This window comes from Brevundimonas sp. 2YAF1, assembly GCF_052114745.1.
GTDB lineage: Bacteria > Pseudomonadota > Alphaproteobacteria > Caulobacterales > Caulobacteraceae > Brevundimonas.
Map to the genome: position 1 here is coordinate 214,451 of NZ_JBFRFI010000006.1, position 14,181 is coordinate 228,631.

The 14,181-nt window shown below is 67.5% G+C and carries 16 protein-coding genes and 2 tRNA genes; 2 read left to right on the forward strand and 16 right to left on the reverse strand.

Annotated features, from left to right (window positions below):
* Window positions 1–4 precede the first annotated feature (4 nt).
* The 10 genes from leuB to AB4Y68_RS10430 form a co-directional block, all read right to left on the reverse strand.
* Window positions 5–1,126: a 3-isopropylmalate dehydrogenase gene (leuB, locus tag AB4Y68_RS10385; RefSeq protein WP_441455543.1), complete on the reverse strand. Its 1,122-nt coding sequence runs from the start codon at window positions 1,124–1,126 to the stop codon at window positions 5–7.
* On the reverse strand, window positions 1,110–1,874 hold the full coding sequence (locus AB4Y68_RS10390; protein ID WP_441455545.1) for a glucose 1-dehydrogenase: 765 nt from the start codon (window positions 1,872–1,874) through the stop codon (window positions 1,110–1,112). Before AB4Y68_RS10390 ends, leuB begins: the two co-directional genes overlap by 17 nt.
* Before the next feature lie 12 nt (window positions 1,875–1,886).
* The gene (locus tag AB4Y68_RS10395; protein ID WP_441455547.1) at window positions 1,887–3,335 is read right to left on the reverse strand and encodes an aldehyde dehydrogenase family protein; all 1,449 of its coding nucleotides are present in this window, start codon (window positions 3,333–3,335) and stop codon (window positions 1,887–1,889) included.
* A gap of 247 nt (window positions 3,336–3,582) precedes the next feature.
* Window positions 3,583–3,672 (reverse strand) — tRNA-Ser (locus AB4Y68_RS10400).
* A gap of 95 nt (window positions 3,673–3,767) precedes the next feature.
* A complete protein-coding gene (locus AB4Y68_RS10405) occupies window positions 3,768–4,724 on the reverse strand; it encodes an NUDIX hydrolase (RefSeq protein ID WP_441455548.1) in 957 nt (318 codons plus the stop codon).
* Window positions 4,725–4,731: 7 nt separating this feature from the next.
* Window positions 4,732–5,325, reverse strand: coding sequence for a YfbR-like 5'-deoxynucleotidase (locus AB4Y68_RS10410; RefSeq protein ID WP_441455625.1), 594 nt, complete (start codon window positions 5,323–5,325; stop codon window positions 4,732–4,734).
* Between the two features lie 156 nt (window positions 5,326–5,481).
* Window positions 5,482–6,372, reverse strand: coding sequence for a methyltransferase type 11 (locus AB4Y68_RS10415; protein WP_441455550.1), 891 nt, complete (start codon window positions 6,370–6,372; stop codon window positions 5,482–5,484).
* 93 nt (window positions 6,373–6,465) lie between these two features.
* A complete protein-coding gene (locus tag AB4Y68_RS10420; RefSeq protein ID WP_441455551.1) occupies window positions 6,466–7,326 on the reverse strand; it encodes an AAA family ATPase in 861 nt (286 codons plus the stop codon).
* Between the two features lie 62 nt (window positions 7,327–7,388).
* On the reverse strand, window positions 7,389–7,595 hold the full coding sequence (locus tag AB4Y68_RS10425; protein WP_441455552.1) for a hypothetical protein: 207 nt from the start codon (window positions 7,593–7,595) through the stop codon (window positions 7,389–7,391).
* The gene (locus AB4Y68_RS10430; protein WP_441455554.1) at window positions 7,592–8,026 is read right to left on the reverse strand and encodes a hypothetical protein; all 435 of its coding nucleotides are present in this window, start codon (window positions 8,024–8,026) and stop codon (window positions 7,592–7,594) included. The genes AB4Y68_RS10425 and AB4Y68_RS10430 overlap by 4 nt, the downstream gene beginning before the upstream one ends.
* 167 nt (window positions 8,027–8,193) lie before the next feature.
* Between AB4Y68_RS10430 and flbT the strand changes: the two genes are divergently transcribed.
* Window positions 8,194–8,619, forward strand: coding sequence for a flagellar biosynthesis repressor FlbT (gene flbT, locus AB4Y68_RS10435; RefSeq protein WP_441455555.1), 426 nt, complete (start codon window positions 8,194–8,196; stop codon window positions 8,617–8,619).
* On the forward strand, window positions 8,579–8,941 hold the full coding sequence (flaF, locus tag AB4Y68_RS10440) for a flagellar biosynthesis regulator FlaF (protein ID WP_441455556.1): 363 nt from the start codon (window positions 8,579–8,581) through the stop codon (window positions 8,939–8,941). Before flbT ends, flaF begins: the two co-directional genes overlap by 41 nt.
* Before the next feature lie 296 nt (window positions 8,942–9,237).
* On the opposite strand, the gene AB4Y68_RS10445 is transcribed toward flaF, so the two are convergent.
* The 6 genes from AB4Y68_RS10445 to AB4Y68_RS10470 all read right to left on the reverse strand — a co-directional run bounded on the left by AB4Y68_RS10445 (window position 9,238) and on the right by AB4Y68_RS10470 (window position 13,984).
* Complete coding sequence (locus tag AB4Y68_RS10445) at window positions 9,238–10,014, reverse strand: exopolysaccharide biosynthesis protein (protein WP_441455557.1); 777 nt, start codon at window positions 10,012–10,014, stop codon at window positions 9,238–9,240.
* Between the two features lie 80 nt (window positions 10,015–10,094).
* The gene (locus AB4Y68_RS10450) at window positions 10,095–10,283 is read right to left on the reverse strand and encodes a DUF3008 family protein (protein ID WP_441455558.1); all 189 of its coding nucleotides are present in this window, start codon (window positions 10,281–10,283) and stop codon (window positions 10,095–10,097) included.
* 51 nt (window positions 10,284–10,334) lie between these two features.
* Entirely contained in the window at window positions 10,335–11,501 is a 1,167-nt protein-coding gene (locus AB4Y68_RS10455) for an isovaleryl-CoA dehydrogenase (protein ID WP_441455559.1), read from the reverse strand.
* A 42-nt stretch (window positions 11,502–11,543) separates the two neighbouring features.
* The gene (locus tag AB4Y68_RS10460) at window positions 11,544–12,395 is read right to left on the reverse strand and encodes a lysozyme (protein WP_441455561.1); all 852 of its coding nucleotides are present in this window, start codon (window positions 12,393–12,395) and stop codon (window positions 11,544–11,546) included.
* 28 nt (window positions 12,396–12,423) lie between these two features.
* On the reverse strand, window positions 12,424–13,839 hold the full coding sequence (mgtE, locus tag AB4Y68_RS10465) for a magnesium transporter (protein ID WP_441455562.1): 1,416 nt from the start codon (window positions 13,837–13,839) through the stop codon (window positions 12,424–12,426).
* A gap of 60 nt (window positions 13,840–13,899) precedes the next feature.
* Window positions 13,900–13,984 (reverse strand) — tRNA-Leu (locus AB4Y68_RS10470).
* Window positions 13,985–14,181: the final 197 nt, after the last annotated feature.

Consider the following 14,181-nt stretch of genomic DNA (forward strand, 5'->3'; position numbering starts at 1 on the left):
AACCTCACGCGAACTCTGCGTCCAACGCGGCCAGCACCGCGTCGGTCATCTGAAGGGTGGAAACGGGGGCGACGCCTTGCGCCGCAATGTCAGGGGTGCGCACGCCGCTGGACACGACCTGCCGGACGGCGCGCTCCAGCGCATCGGCCAGATCGGCGCGGTCGAACGACCAGCGCAGGCATAGGGCGAAGGACAGGATGGTCGCGATGGGGTTGGCGACGCCCTGGCCCGCGATGTCCGGCGCCGAGCCGTGGATCGGCTCATACAGGCCCCGGCTGCGCCCGCCCTGCCCAAGGCCGGACAGGGAGGCCGAGGGCAGCAGGCCCAGCGACCCGGTCAGGGCCGCCGCGGCGTCGGACAGGATGTCGCCGAATAGGTTGTCGGTGACGATGACGTCGAACTGGTCGGGCCGCCGGACCAACTGCATGGCGCAGTTGTCGGCGTACATGTGGCTCAACTCCACGTCGGGGTAGTCGGCCGCGACCTCGCTGGCCACCGTCCGCCACAGGGCGCCCGTCTCCATGACGTTGGCCTTGTCCACCGAGCAGACGCGGCCTTGGCGGCCGCGCGCGATCTCGAAGGCGACGCGGCAGACGCGGGCGATCTCGGCCTCGGTATAGGCCTGGGTGTCATAGGCGCGACGCTGGCCGTCGGGACCGACCTCATTGGCGCGGGGTAGGCTGAAATAGACGCCTGCGGTGGCCTCGCGCACGATCAGGATGTCGAGGCCCCGGATCAAGTCGGGCTTCAGCGCCGAGGCGTCCAGTAGTTCGTCGAAACAGACGGCGGGCCGCAGGTTGGCGTAGAGGTCCAGCGCCTGACGCAGCCGCAGAATGCCCATCTCGGGCCGCTGGGCGCGGGGCAGATGGTCCCACTTGGGTCCGCCGACCGCGCCGAACAGGACGGCGTCGGAGGCCCGGGCCTGATCCACCACGTCCTCAGCGATAGGCGCGCCCACGGCGTCGATGCTGGCCCCCCCGGCCAATCCCTCGCTCAATTCAAATCGCAGGCCGGCGTTGCGGCCGAACCAGTCGGCGACGCGCAGGGTCTCGCGGATGATCTCAGGCCCGATGCCGTCGCCGGGCAGGACCAGCAGCTTGAAGGGGCGGTCAGATGCAGCGGCCACCGTCCACCTCCATCGCCACGCCGGTGATCATCGAGGCGTCGTCTGAACAGAGGAAGGCGGCGGCGGCGCCCATGTCCTCGGGCGTCGAGAAGCGGCCCAGCGGGATGGAGGCGAGGAATTTGGCGCGCACCTCGGGCGTGTCCTCGCCCATGAAGGTCTTCAGCAGCGGCGTCTCGCCCGCCACCGGGTTGAGGGCGTTCACCCTGATCTGGAAGGGGGCCAGTTCGACCGCCATGGCCCGCGTCGCCGTGATGACCCAGCCCTTCGAGGCGTTGTACCAGGTCAGGTTCGGGCGGGGGCTGACCCCGCCGGTCGAGGCGATGTTGAGGATGGCGCCGGACCCTTGCGCCTTCATCTCCGGCACGAAGGCCTTGGACATCAGGTAGATGGAGCGGGCGTTGACGTTGAAAATGCGGTCGAACATCTCATCGGACAGTTCGTCCAGCGGCTGGGGCGTGTGGCCGACCCCGGCGTTGTTGACGATGATGTCGACCCCGCCCAGCAGGCGGTTCGCCGCCTCGGCCAGGGCGGCCACGTCGGCGGGGTTGGCCACATCGACCTTCACGCCAAGATCGGCGTCGCCCAGTTCAGCCGCTAGGACGCGGGCCGCGTCGGCGTTCAGGTCCGCGACGATGACGCGGGCGCCTTCCTCGGCGAAGCGGCGTGCGATCCCGGCGCCGAAGCCGGAGGCTCCGCCCGTGACGATCGCTCGCTTGCCCTCCAGCCGCTTCGTTCTGTTCTCCCCCAAGACGCCTACTCCCTAGCCGTGATGGGCCGCGACGGTCTTGAGGGTGGTGAAGGCGTAGAGCGCCTCGAACCCCTTTTCGCGACCGTGGCCCGACTTGCCGACGCCGCCGAAGGGCAGTTCGACCCCGCCCGCCGCGCCGTAGTTGTTGATGAAGACCTGTCCGGCCCGCAGCCGTTTCGCCAGCCGCATCTGCCGCCCGCCGTCGGCGGTCCAGACCCCGGCGACCAGGCCGTATTCGGTGCCGTTGGCGATGGCGACCGCATCCTCCTCGGTGTCGAAGGGGATGACGACGACGGCGGGACCAAAGATCTCTTCCTGCGCCAGGGCATGATCCGGGGCCACGCCCGCGAACAGGGTGGGGCGCACATAGTGGCCGCCCGCGGGGGCGTCGGCGGCGATCTCGCCCTGAGCCACGATCAGGCCGGCTTGGGCGCCAAGGTCCAGATAGCGGTCGACCATGGCCTTCTGCTTGGCTGAGATCAGCGGCCCGACGTCGAGGTCGTCGATGGCGGCGCCGACCTTGAGCGCGCGATAGCGTTCCGACATCCGCGCGACCACCTCGTCATAGACGCCGCGCTGAACCAGCACGCGCGAGCCGGCCGAACAGGTCTGGCCCGCGTTCTGGACCCCGGCGTTGACGAGGAAGGGCAGGGCCTTGTCCAGATCGGCGTCGTCGAACACCAGCTGAGGCGACTTGCCGCCCAGCTCCAGCGTCACCGGCACGGCGTTGACCGCCGCCGCCTGCTGGATGGCCACGCCCACGCCGGTCGAGCCGGTGAAGGACAGATGATTGACCCCCGGATGCGTCGCCAAGGCCGCGCCCGCCTCGGCGCCCGTGCCGGTGACGACGTTCAGGGCGCCTGCGGGCAGGCCGCAGTCCTCGGCGATATGAGCAAAGGCGAGCGCCGTCAGCGAGGCCTGCTCGGCGGGCTTCAACACCGCCGCATTGCCGACCGCCAGGGCCGCGACCACGGACCGGCCGATGATCTGCATCGGATAGTTCCAGGGGATGATGTGGCCCGTCACCCCGTGCGGCTCGCGCAGGGTGTAGACCGTATAGCCGTCGAGGAAGGGGATGGTCTCGCCGTGCAGCTTGTCCGCCGCGCCGCCGTAGAACTCCAGATACCGCGCCAGGGCGACCACATCGGCGCGCGCCTGTTTCAGCGGCTTGCCGACGTCCAGCGCCTCCAACTGCGCCAGCATGTCGATGCGCGCCTCGACCTCGCGGCCCATGCGCGCCAGCACCCGCCCGCGTTCAGCCGCCGTCATCCGGCCCCACGGACCGTCCAGCGCCGCGCGCGCAGCTTGAACCGCCGCGTCGATGTCCTCGGCCCCGCCTGCCGCCAGCGCACCCAGGGTTTCGCCCGTCGAGGGGTTCTCTATGGGGAGTGTTCGTTCCTCCGTCGCCGCGCGCCACTCGCCGCCGATGAAGACCTGATCCGTAGGAAAGGGCGCGACCATCAATCCGTGCTCACCATCATCGCGCGCAGCAGCGAACGCTCGACGGCCAGTGGGCACAATTATCGATTACGCAACAAGCCCTTTATGGCCGCGGCGCAAGTGACTGATTTGTCGTTCTGACCGATCGATATTCTGAGCGACCTGGCCGTTCATGATCATGATCGGCGGGCTGACATCGCGCCCAGCGGTCGCTGGCCCGAAGGCCTGTCCTAGTCGCTATCGATGCGTTGAAATGGCCAAAGGCCGGTGGCGGAGAGGGTGGGATTCGAACCCACGGTAGGCTTCCACCTACGCCGCATTTCGAGTGCGGTACATTCGACCACTCTGCCACCTCTCCGCGGGGCCGATATTCGCTTGGTCGAGCGAGGGGCTTCTCTAGTCAAAGGCGGCGCTGGCCGCAAGCGATTCGAGACGAGAAAATCGATAAAAGTTTCAGCGCTGTCCGGGCAGGGTCAGGCCGGGTGCGGGGCCGCCCAGGGGATCGGCTCCGGCGAAGCGGAACAGCTCGGCGGGACGGCCGCCGGTGTCGCTGGAAAACACGCCCGTGGCCTGGACCAGACCGGCGCGTTCGACGCCGCGACGGAAGTTCTGCTTGTGCAGGGAGAGGCCCGCCACGGCCTCGGCGGCGGCCTGCAAGGCGGACAGGGTGAAGGTGTCGGGTGTCAGGTCGAACAGGACCGGGCGGTACTTCAACTTCGAGCGCAGGCGCCCCAGGGCGGTGGCGACGATGCGGCGGTGGTCGGAGGCCATCGGCAGGTCGGACATGGCTGGCGGCGCCGGGCGGTCATGGTCGCGAGCGGACTCGGCGACGAGGCCGGCCTCGTAGAGCAACTCATAGCGTTCCAGCACCCGTTCCTCGTTCCAGCGGCGCTCGGGCGTCAGGGCGAACAGGGTCTCGGCGCGACCCAGGCGACGGGCGTCGCCGTCGGCCCAGGCGCGCAGGGCGGGCTCCAGCGTCTTCATCACGGGGGGTTGGCCGTCGCGCCAGTCCTCCCAGGGAAAGATGTCGAAGACGGGGGTCCAGGCGGCGTCCAGCCCGGGGGCTTCGGGGGCGTCGGCGGTCAGGGCCAGGTAGCCGACCGAGACCTCGCGCGCGCGCTCGGGGCCGGGGGTGGCGCGGGGCGAGGCGCGGCCCGCGTCGCCGAAGGTGTAGAGCTGTTCGACAAAGCCGAGGGGAAAGCCCGTCTGCTCGGTGACGAAGGCGCGTAGGGCGAGCTCAAACGTGCGGTCGCGCGCCGGGTCGAAGGGGCCAAAGGGAAGAGCCGGGGCGCCGTCGGCGGCGTGGGTGGTCAGGACCACGGCCTGACCGGCGCGCAGGGCGATGACCACGGCCGACAGGCCGATCCGCACGCCCTGTTCGTTGCCCTGGATCGCCCCCCCTTGCGTCATGCAGTCCCTATTCCGTGTGCCAGGCGTCGGCGCCGGGCAGGATGCCGACAGCTTCGGCCAGAACGCGGTAGCGGTCCAGATAGCGTTGCTGCGCCACCGAGGCGGGCAGGGGGTCGATAATCAGGTCGTAACCGGCGGGCGGCGTGCCGAAGATCTGCAGCGACTCGCGCTTGTTGAACCCGGCCAGCTGCGTCGCCTCGTAGAAGGCGCAGGCGCGGTCGGCCTTCTTGATCAGGGTCTTGATCGTCTGCGGCGTCTTGGGCGGCAGTTGGAAGCGGACGTGGATGGCGGCTTCCAGCCGGGCCTCGAAATCCTTGTAGCCGGCGCCCAGGGCGGATTTGAACGGCGAGATCATGTCGCCGATGACGTATTCCGAGGCGTCGTGCAGCAGGGCGGCCAGGCGCCATTTCGGCTCCAGCCCGGGGCGGATATGGGCGGCGATCTCCTCGACCACCAGCGAGTGCTGGGCGACCGAGAAGGCGTGCTCGCCGATGGTCTGGCCGTTCCAGCGGGCGACGCGGGCCAGGCCGTGGGCGATGTCCTCGATCTCGATGTCGAACGGCGACGGATCGAGCAGGTCCAGGCGACGGCCCGACAGCATCCTCTGCCAGGCACGCGGGGGCTTGGGCGTCTTCGGCTTGGGCTTGGGCACCAGGTCTTCGTAGTCTTCGGGCAAGTTCGGAATCCTGCGCATGGGGCAGGTGAGGTGACGCATCCCGAACGCCCGATCAAGGGCAAGCGTTGCGATTCGTGGGGGTTAATCCCCGACGTTCAGCGTCACCAGAGCCCTGGCGGCGTCGAACACCCGGTTTTCGTTACGATCCTTGCCGCGCACGGTGGCCACGATGATCGGCCCGCCCGACGGGCCGCGCGCTTCATAGCCCACGATGCGCCAGCCGGTCGTGGAGGACTGGTCGGCGGTCATCCGGAAGGTGGCGCGGACGGCCTCGCCCGGCGCGCTGGTGCGAATTCGGGCCCCGCCATTACGGGCGTCGATGGAGACCGTCGCCTTGTCGGAGGCGAGGTTCACCTGGCTGTTCCGGTCGTCGGCGCGGATGGTGATGCCGCCGATCTTGATATTGGCGCGGTCGCCATCGGCGTCGATCCGCATGCCGGGCAGGCGCACCGAAGCCTTGTCGCCCTGGGCGTCCACCCGCAGGCCGGGCGCGCTGACGTGGGCGGAATCGCCCGCGGCGTCCGCCATCGCTTCTGCCTGTGCGGCCGCGACTTCGGGGCGCTGAGCGTCGCCCTCGGCCTTGGCGGCGTCGGCGTCGGCGTCGGCCGCATCGGCGCGCGCGCTGTCTTCCGAGCCTCTGACCTCGGCCATGGCTTCAGGCAGGGCGGCAGCCAGACGGTTCTCGAACGCCTTCAGCGTGTCATGGACCGAGGCCCCGTTCAGCGGCACTAGATGCAGGGTGACCTCGGCGCCGCGCGGGCCGCTGTAGATGCAGGTGGCCCCATCGGCCCGGGCCGATCCCTTGCGCGTCAGCACGCCCTGGTTCTGGGGACATTGGAGCGTATCCACGACCTTCAGCACGCCGCGCGGCTCATTGCCGGACGAGGTCGTGGTGATCCGCACGCTCCCCCCGTTGTCGCAGGCGGCGGTCATCAGCGCGAGGGCGCAAATGGGCCAGAGAATCTGATGCATGGTCGGCTCCAGTTCGGGTCCGATTGTGCGCGCAAGGCGCGCCTTATCCAGTGAAATCGCGGTAATCGAAGGCGGCGGGAGCGCGGCGCGTCTTCAGGACCCGGGGCGGATGCCTTCGCGGCGGTTCAGGAAGGCGAGCCGCTCGAACAGATGCACGTCCTGTTCGTTCTTCAGCAGGGCGCCGTGCAGGGGCGGGATCAGCTTGCCGGGCGCCTTTTCACGCAGGGTGTCCGGGCTGACGTCGTCGACCAGGAGGAGCTTCAGCCAATCGAGCAATTCCGACGTCGAAGGTTTCTTCTTCAGCCCCGGCGTATCGCGGATTTCGTAGAAGGTCTTCAGCGCCTCGGCGACCAGCCGCGGCTTGATGCCGGGGAAGTGGACCTCGACGATGTCCTGCATGGTCCCGGCGTCGGGGAAGCGGATGTAGTGGAAGAAGCAACGGCGCAGGAAGGCGTCCGGCAGTTCCTTCTCGTTGTTCGAGGTGATGACGACCACGGGGCGAACCTCGGCGCGGATCGTCTCGTCCGTTTCCTGGACATAGAATTCCATGCGGTCGAGTTCCTGCAGCAGGTCGTTTGGAAACTCGATATCGGCCTTGTCGATCTCGTCGATCAGCAGGACGGGGCGAACGGGGGCGGTGAAGGCCTCCCACAGCTTGCCCTTCTTCAGGTAGTTGCGGACGTCATGCACCCGCTCGTCGCCCAGTTGGCTGTCGCGCAGGCGGCTGACGGCGTCGTATTCATAAAGGCCGCTATGGGCCTTGGTCGTGGACTTGACGTGCCAGGTGATGAGCGGGGCGTTCAGCGCGCGGGCCAGTTCATAGGCCAGCACCGTCTTGCCCGTGCCGGGTTCGCCCTTGATCAGCAGCGGGCGCTCCAGCGCCACGGCGGCGTTCACCGCGACCTTCAGATCCTCGGTGGCGATATAGTCGGACGTGCCTTCGAACCGGCTCATGCGAACCCTGCTCCAATCGGGGGGAAGGGAGCAGGTAGCTTATCAGGACACGCCTGAACAGGTCAGGTGATGCGCTTGGCCGACACCGGGTCGCTGGCCGGGAAGGTCTCCTCGACGGCTTCGTCGATCAGGGCCTCCTGACGGCTTTCGGCCCCCTTCGTCTTGTCTTTCAACTGGTCCGGCTTGCCCACTTCCCGTTCCGCGTGTTTGGACGGCGGGGTGTTGGGGTCGGCGTCTTCATGGGCCTTGGTAGGATGACGCTCCGTCATGGCTTCTCCTCGCTGTCGGGGCCGTAGCCCAAGTCCTCGATGTCGTCGTCCGAGAGGCGTTTGGCCTCCCAGTGGGCCGCGCTGGCCTGAGCTCCGCGCTGGTTGCGCATCAGTCCGGCGTAAACCAACTCCACCTCGTCGGGGGCGGAGCCGATCTCCCCGTCGGCGTCGACTTCGCTGATCCGTGTTGAATCGACCCCGAGCAGGGCGTCGGCCTCGGCCTCGACGCCGTCCATGGCCAGCTCGCTGTCCAGGGCCTGATCGTTCTCGTCAAAAGGCTCCTCGTCGGCGTCGCCTTCCGCCTGGGTCACGTCCAGAACGTCGTCGGCCTCATCGAGCGAGACATCGCCCTCGCCTTCGTCGTCGAGGTGGGTCTCGTCGTATATTTCCGCCTGATCCTGGGCTTCAAAATCCGTGTCTGGATGGGCCACCGCCGCGTCTCCTTGTTCGCAAGGAGTAACGGCGCAGGTCGGCGGGCGTTCCGTGCGTCATCTCCGCGCAATGGCCGTGATCCACCGGTGAAGGGATGGTTAACCACGTCCGTTTAGGGTCCGTCAGTCGCTGACCGTCCAGGTTGGACGCGCTACGGAGAGACCCTTTGCCGCTGAAATTATCGCTCAAACCCGGCGAGAAATTCGTTCTGAACGGCGCGGTCGTTCAGAACGGCGATCGACGTGGCGTGCTGGTCCTGCAGAACAAGGCCAGCGTTCTTCGCGAGAAGGACATCATGCAGCCCGAGGACGTGAACACGCCCGCGCGGCGCATCTATTTCCAGGTCATGATGATGTATCTGGACGAGGCGTCGGCGCCGAATTTCTATGACGAGTTCGCCTTGCGCCTGACCGAGTTCATGGGGGCGATCCGCAACCCGGCTATCCTGACCGAGTGCGTTTCCTGCTCCAAGCACGTCCTGGCGCGGCAATACTACAAGGCCCTGATGGGCGCCCGTAAGATCGTCGAATACGAAGAACAAAGGCTGGGTAATGTCGCTCCAGGCGTACAAGACGGCGGCGACGCGGGCTGAATCTCCGCGCGAAATGGAATACCGGCTGTTCGGCCAGGTGACGCGCGCGCTGATGCACGCCGCCACCGTCGACAAGTCGGACATTGCGACCCGGATCGACGCTCTGGACTGGAACCGGAGGCTCTGGTCGACCCTGTCCACGTCGTGCAGCGATTCGTCGAACGCCATGGCTCCGTCCATGCGGGCCCAGTTCATCTCCCTGGACCTGTTCATTGGCCGCCACAGTTCGGCGGTGATGCGCGGCGAGGGCGATTTCGAGACCCTGATCGATATCAACCGCATGATCATGCAGGGGTTGGCGGGACCCGCTCAGCCGTCCTGATCACGATGGCGGGAGCGGCCTTTACGTCGCCCCGCGACCGGTCCTAGCCTGACCTTCCTGTTCAGCAGCTGAAAGGAGGTGGCCAGTGTCTCATTGTCATCAATCGCGAGCGACAGCCGCGATCCGGGCCTCTCGGGAGGCCCGGGCCTGATCCTTCGGGAAGGCAGCGGTTCGGCCGTTCACGGTCAGACAATGAAGCGCCGCTGGGGAGACCCGGCGGCGCTTTTTGTTGGTGCCACCGCCCTTCGGGCTGTTCGAGCGCATTGGCAGAGGCCGCGACCATCCTTCGCGCAGCGTCAGAGCAGGGCGCTGAACCAATGGGCTATGCCGTGGATGACGGCCACGACGGTCGCCCAGACCAGGGTCAGATAGACGCCGCAGATCGCCGTGCCGATCAATCCGGCGATGATGAAGACCCCGTCCCTCTGGATGATGCCGAGGCCGAATATCGCCAGGGTCAGGCCGGGCAGGGCGTCGCCGAACGGCACCGGCAGCGCCATCATCAGCGCCAGAAGGATGCAGATGCCGCCGACGACCACATCGGCCGCCTCGCCCGTCAGCATCGGCCAGCGGGGCCGTGTCAGGCGTTCGGCGCGGCGCAGCAACTCTATGGTGGTTGCGCTATCGGGGCGTTTTCTGACGGCTTGCCGAACCCACCGCGGAAATCTGTAACGTCTGGCCGTTCGGCCGAAGCCTATCGAGAACTCTCCCAAAAGCGCCAAGCGGCGGAACCAGCGGGGCGCCGCGAAGTGAGCGGCCAGCAATCTGCGGTAGGAAGCGCGGGCGACAGACGCGTTCAGCAGCCAGCGCGGCAGCCACACCTCGTCGCGATGCAACGCCATTTCGGCGGCGATCAGGACGATGGGGACAGCGAAAACAGCCTTGCCCCCCGGCGGCCAGGGAAACAGCGCCATCAGCGACAGCATCAGGATGATCGCGCCGAAGCCGCGCTCGCCGAAGGCCTCGACCATTTCCCTCAGGCTCAACTTCGGGGCGTCGCCATAGCCCAGCCGCTCCAGGACGTCGGAAAACGTCCGGCTTTCGTCCGGCGGCGGCTGGGTGACGAGCGTCATTGGGCGGGACTCAAGAGCGAAGGCCCGCCAAGGTAGGGGCGGCGCCACGGCCGCGCCATCCCCCACGCCTCGTGTGCGGCTTAATGTTTCGTCACGTGTCCGGGTTTGCCCTTGCGCTTCGTGTGGGCCAACTCTTCAAGTTGCTGCTCGCTCATCGACTCCAGCATCGCTTTTGACGCGCCTTTGAGCTCTGACTTCGGCGTCTCGCCTCGCTTGGCCGACAGGGCGGCGCCGGCGGCCCTCTGTTGGGCAACGGACTTGGCGGGCATGGCGATCTCCTTTCGACTGAAAGGCAACCGTCCGCCCGCCGCCCGGTTCCGTCAGCCCAGCAACTCGCGGCCGATCAGGAAGCGGCGGATTTCGTTGGTGCCGGCGCCGATGTCGTAAAGCTTGGCGTCGCGGACCAGGCGTTCGACCGGCCATTCCCTGGTATAGCCGGCGCCGCCCAGGGCCTGGACGGCCTCCAGCGACACCTTCACCGCATTTTCCGAGGCCAACAGGATGGCGCCCGCCGCGTCATAGCGGGTGGTCTTGCCCTGGTCGCAGGCGCGGGCGACGGCATAGACATAGGCACGGGCGCTGTTCAGGGCGACGTACATGTCGGCGACCTTGGCCTGCATCAGCTGGAAGGAGCCGATGGGTTTGCCGAACTGCTTGCGCTCGCGGACGTAGGGCAGGACCACGTCCAGGGCCGCCTGCATGATGCCCAGCGGACCGCCGGACAGGACGGCGCGCTCATAGTCCAGGCCGCTCATCAGCACGCCGGCGCCGCCGCCGATCGGGCCCATGACGTTCTCTTCCGGGATCTCGCAGTCCTCGAACACCAGCTCGGCGGTATCCGAGCCGCGCATGCCCATCTTGTCCAGCTTCTTGGAGACCGAGAAGCCCTTCATGCCGCGCTCGACGATGAAGGCGGTGCAGCCCTTGGAGCCGGCCTCGGGGTCGGACTTGGCGTAAACCACCAGCGTGTCGGCCGAAGGCGCGTTGGTGATCCAGAACTTGGTGCCGTTCAGGACGTAGCGGTCGCCCTTCTTGTCGGCGCGGGTGCGCATCGACATGACGTCCGAGCCCGATCCGGCCTCTGACATGGCCAGCGAGCCGACGTGCTCGCCGCTGATCAGCTTGGGCAGGTATTTCTGCTTCTGCTCTGGCGTGCCCCAGCGGCGGATCTGATTGACGCAGAGGTTGGAGTGGGCACCGTAGCTCAGGCCGATCGAGGCCGAGGCCCGCGACACTTCCTCCATCGCCACGACGTGTTCCAGGTAGCCCAGGCCCAGGCCGCCGAACTCTTCCTCGACGGTGATGCCGTGCAGGCCCAGTTCGCCCATCTCGGGCCACAGGTCGCGGGCGAACGCGTTCTTCTCGTCGATTTCGGCGGCGAGCGGGGCCAGTCGGTCGGCGGCCCAGCGGGCGGTGACGTCACGAATGGCGTCAGCGTTCTCGCCGAGGCCGAATTCCATGGATTGGGGCGCGAAGGGAATGCTCATGCCGCAAGGCGTAGCATCGCGCACGCGCTTCGCAAAGCGGCCTCAGACGACGCTCTTATTGTTCCGGTTGCGGGTCAGGGTCCAGCCCGCCGCGCCGATGAAGATGAGGCCGAGCAGCATTAGCGCGCCGCCGATCAGCATGGACCTGTCGACCGTCTGGGACGCCGTCAGGTGTCCGCGGAAGGCGGCGATTCCCGTCGCGAAGGCCAGCAGGCCGATGCCGCCGATGAAGGCGACGGCGCCGGTTTCGCCGGCGTGGGCTACGGGGGCGGGCCTACGTTCGTGACGCAGGACCTGAATGGTGGCGGGCGCGCTGTCGTCGGCGTCGGCCGTGGCGCCGGGACCCTGAACGGGGGCGGTCAGCAGCAGGTCGAGCGGGGCGGGGCGGTCGGGCGCCGTGTCGAACAGGGCGCGCTCGGCCGAGCGACGGCGATAGAGGGCGTCGACAGGCGGGGGCGTGCGGTCGGGCCAGCCGCTGAGGGCCTCGGCCGCCTTGGCCGTCGCGCCGTCGTTCAGCCGTTCCAGCACGTCCGAGCCCTCGAACCGCTTGAGGCCGATGGAGAGGATGAAGCTGGTCAGGGCGTCGAACTGATGCTGGTTCAGCGAAATCGCCACGCGGGTGTTGATCGCCTCGACGATCGGCATCAGGTCGTATTGCAGCAGAAGCTCGGCTTCGGCCTCAGTGATCGTCGCGCCGGTGCGCGCCGAACGGGTGTGGCCGTAGCCGATAGTCAGCGCGCCGTCGCGACGACGCACGGCCCGGGGGCGGAAGCCCTCGAAACTCTTGATCAGAAGCAGTCCCTCGCGGGACACCTTCATGCGCTGGGAGGGGGCTGCGGACACGGACTGACCCATTTCGAAACGGGCGCGCTCGCCCGCAAGGCGAAGCAGCAAGCCGTGTTCCGAAAACCCGGGTCCCGGATCAGAGCAGGACGATGGTCGCCAGGCCGAGGAAGATCAGGAAGCCGAAGAAGTCCGTCGTCGCTGTCACGAAGACAGCCGAGGAGACGGCCGGGTCGAATTCGAGCTTGGACAGGGTCAGAGGCGTCAGCACGCCGACAGTGGCTGCGACCAGCAGGTTCAGCACCATGGCGGTGGCGATCACTGCCCCGATGCGCCAGTCATGGAACCAGAAGCCCGCCGCCAGACCGATCAGGGGCGACAGCACCAGACCATTGGCCAGGCCTACCGTCATTTCGCGCCAGAAGGTGCGCGCGGCGTTGGACGAATTCAGTTCGCGCGTCGCCAGGGCGCGGACCGTGACGGTCAGGGACTGCGTGCCCGCATTGCCGCCGATGGCCGAGACGATGGGCATCAGCACGGCCAGGGCGACGATCTGCTGGATCGTGCCCTCGAAGAAGGCGATGACCCCGGCGCCGAGGACGGCGGTGAACAGATTGATGCCCAGCCACGGCACGCGGCCGCGCACGATCTCGAGCACGCCCGAGGACCGGTCTTCGTCCGAGACGCCGGCCAGGCGCAGGATGTCCTCGCGGTTCTCTTCCTGAATGATGTGAACGATGTCATCGACCGTCAGCTGGCCGACCAGGCGCCCCGAGGCGTCGACCACGGGGGTCGAGATCAGGTTATATTTCTCGAAGATGTAGGCGACTTCTTCCTGGTCGACGTCGACGGCGATCTCGTTGACCGGCTCCATCAGCTCGGTCAGGAGCGTGGTGCGCGGCGCGCGCAGCAGGCGGCTGATGGGGACGCCGCCGATCGGGTGATTCTGCGGGTCGACGACATAGATGTCGAAGAAGAGTTCGGGCAGGTCCTCGCCCTGGCGGCGGACGTGGTCGATGGTGTCGCCGACGTTCCAGAACTGCGGCGCGGCCATGACCTCGCGCTGCATCAGGCGGCCGGCGGAATCCTCGGCATAGCCCAGCGAGCTCTCGATCGCGGCGCGATCGCCCTCGGGCATGGCGGCGAGCACCTTCTCGCGCTGATCGTCCTCCAGGTCCTCGACCACGGCGGCGGCGTCGTCGGAGTCCAGCTCCTGCAGCGCCTCGGCCAGGGTCAGGTGAGGCACCCGCTCCAGCACTTCCTCGCGGATGCCGTCGTCCAGCTCGGGCAAGGTGTCCGCCAGAAGCTCGGGCGGCAGCCACTGAACCACGACGGCGCGATGCTCGGACGTCAGGAAGCCCATCAGGTCGGCGACGTCGGCGGGGTGCAGGTCTTCCAGCAGGCCGCGCAGACGCAGGCCGTCGCCGTCGTCTGCGGCGTCCACGACCTTTTCGACGAAGGACGCCGTCAGGGCATAGTCCTCGCCGAGGGCGACGTGATCTTCGGTTTCGATTTCGGGAGCAGGGGCCGGGGAGGCGGAATCCGTGTTGGTCACGTGTCTGCCTCCCCGAAAATGTCAGCCTGGTATAGCCGAGTGTCGCCCTGTCAGATCAGATGGTGCGGTCGAGAAGACTCGAACTTCCACGGGTTGCCCCACAGCGACCTCAACGCTGCGCGTCTACCAATTCCGCCACGACCGCTCGCATCGGAGGGCGGGCAATAGCGGAGAGAGAACGGAAAGAAAAGAGCGTTTTGCGGAAATAGGCGAAGTCTCGGCTTTTCCTGCCCATTTGCCGCTGAGCCGCGGGGAATCAAGCCGCGTCAGGTCGAGAAGGCGGAGCCTTCTGACCGCGGCTCGACAAAGATGTTCGGGTCGAAACCCGCAGGGCGGCGTCGG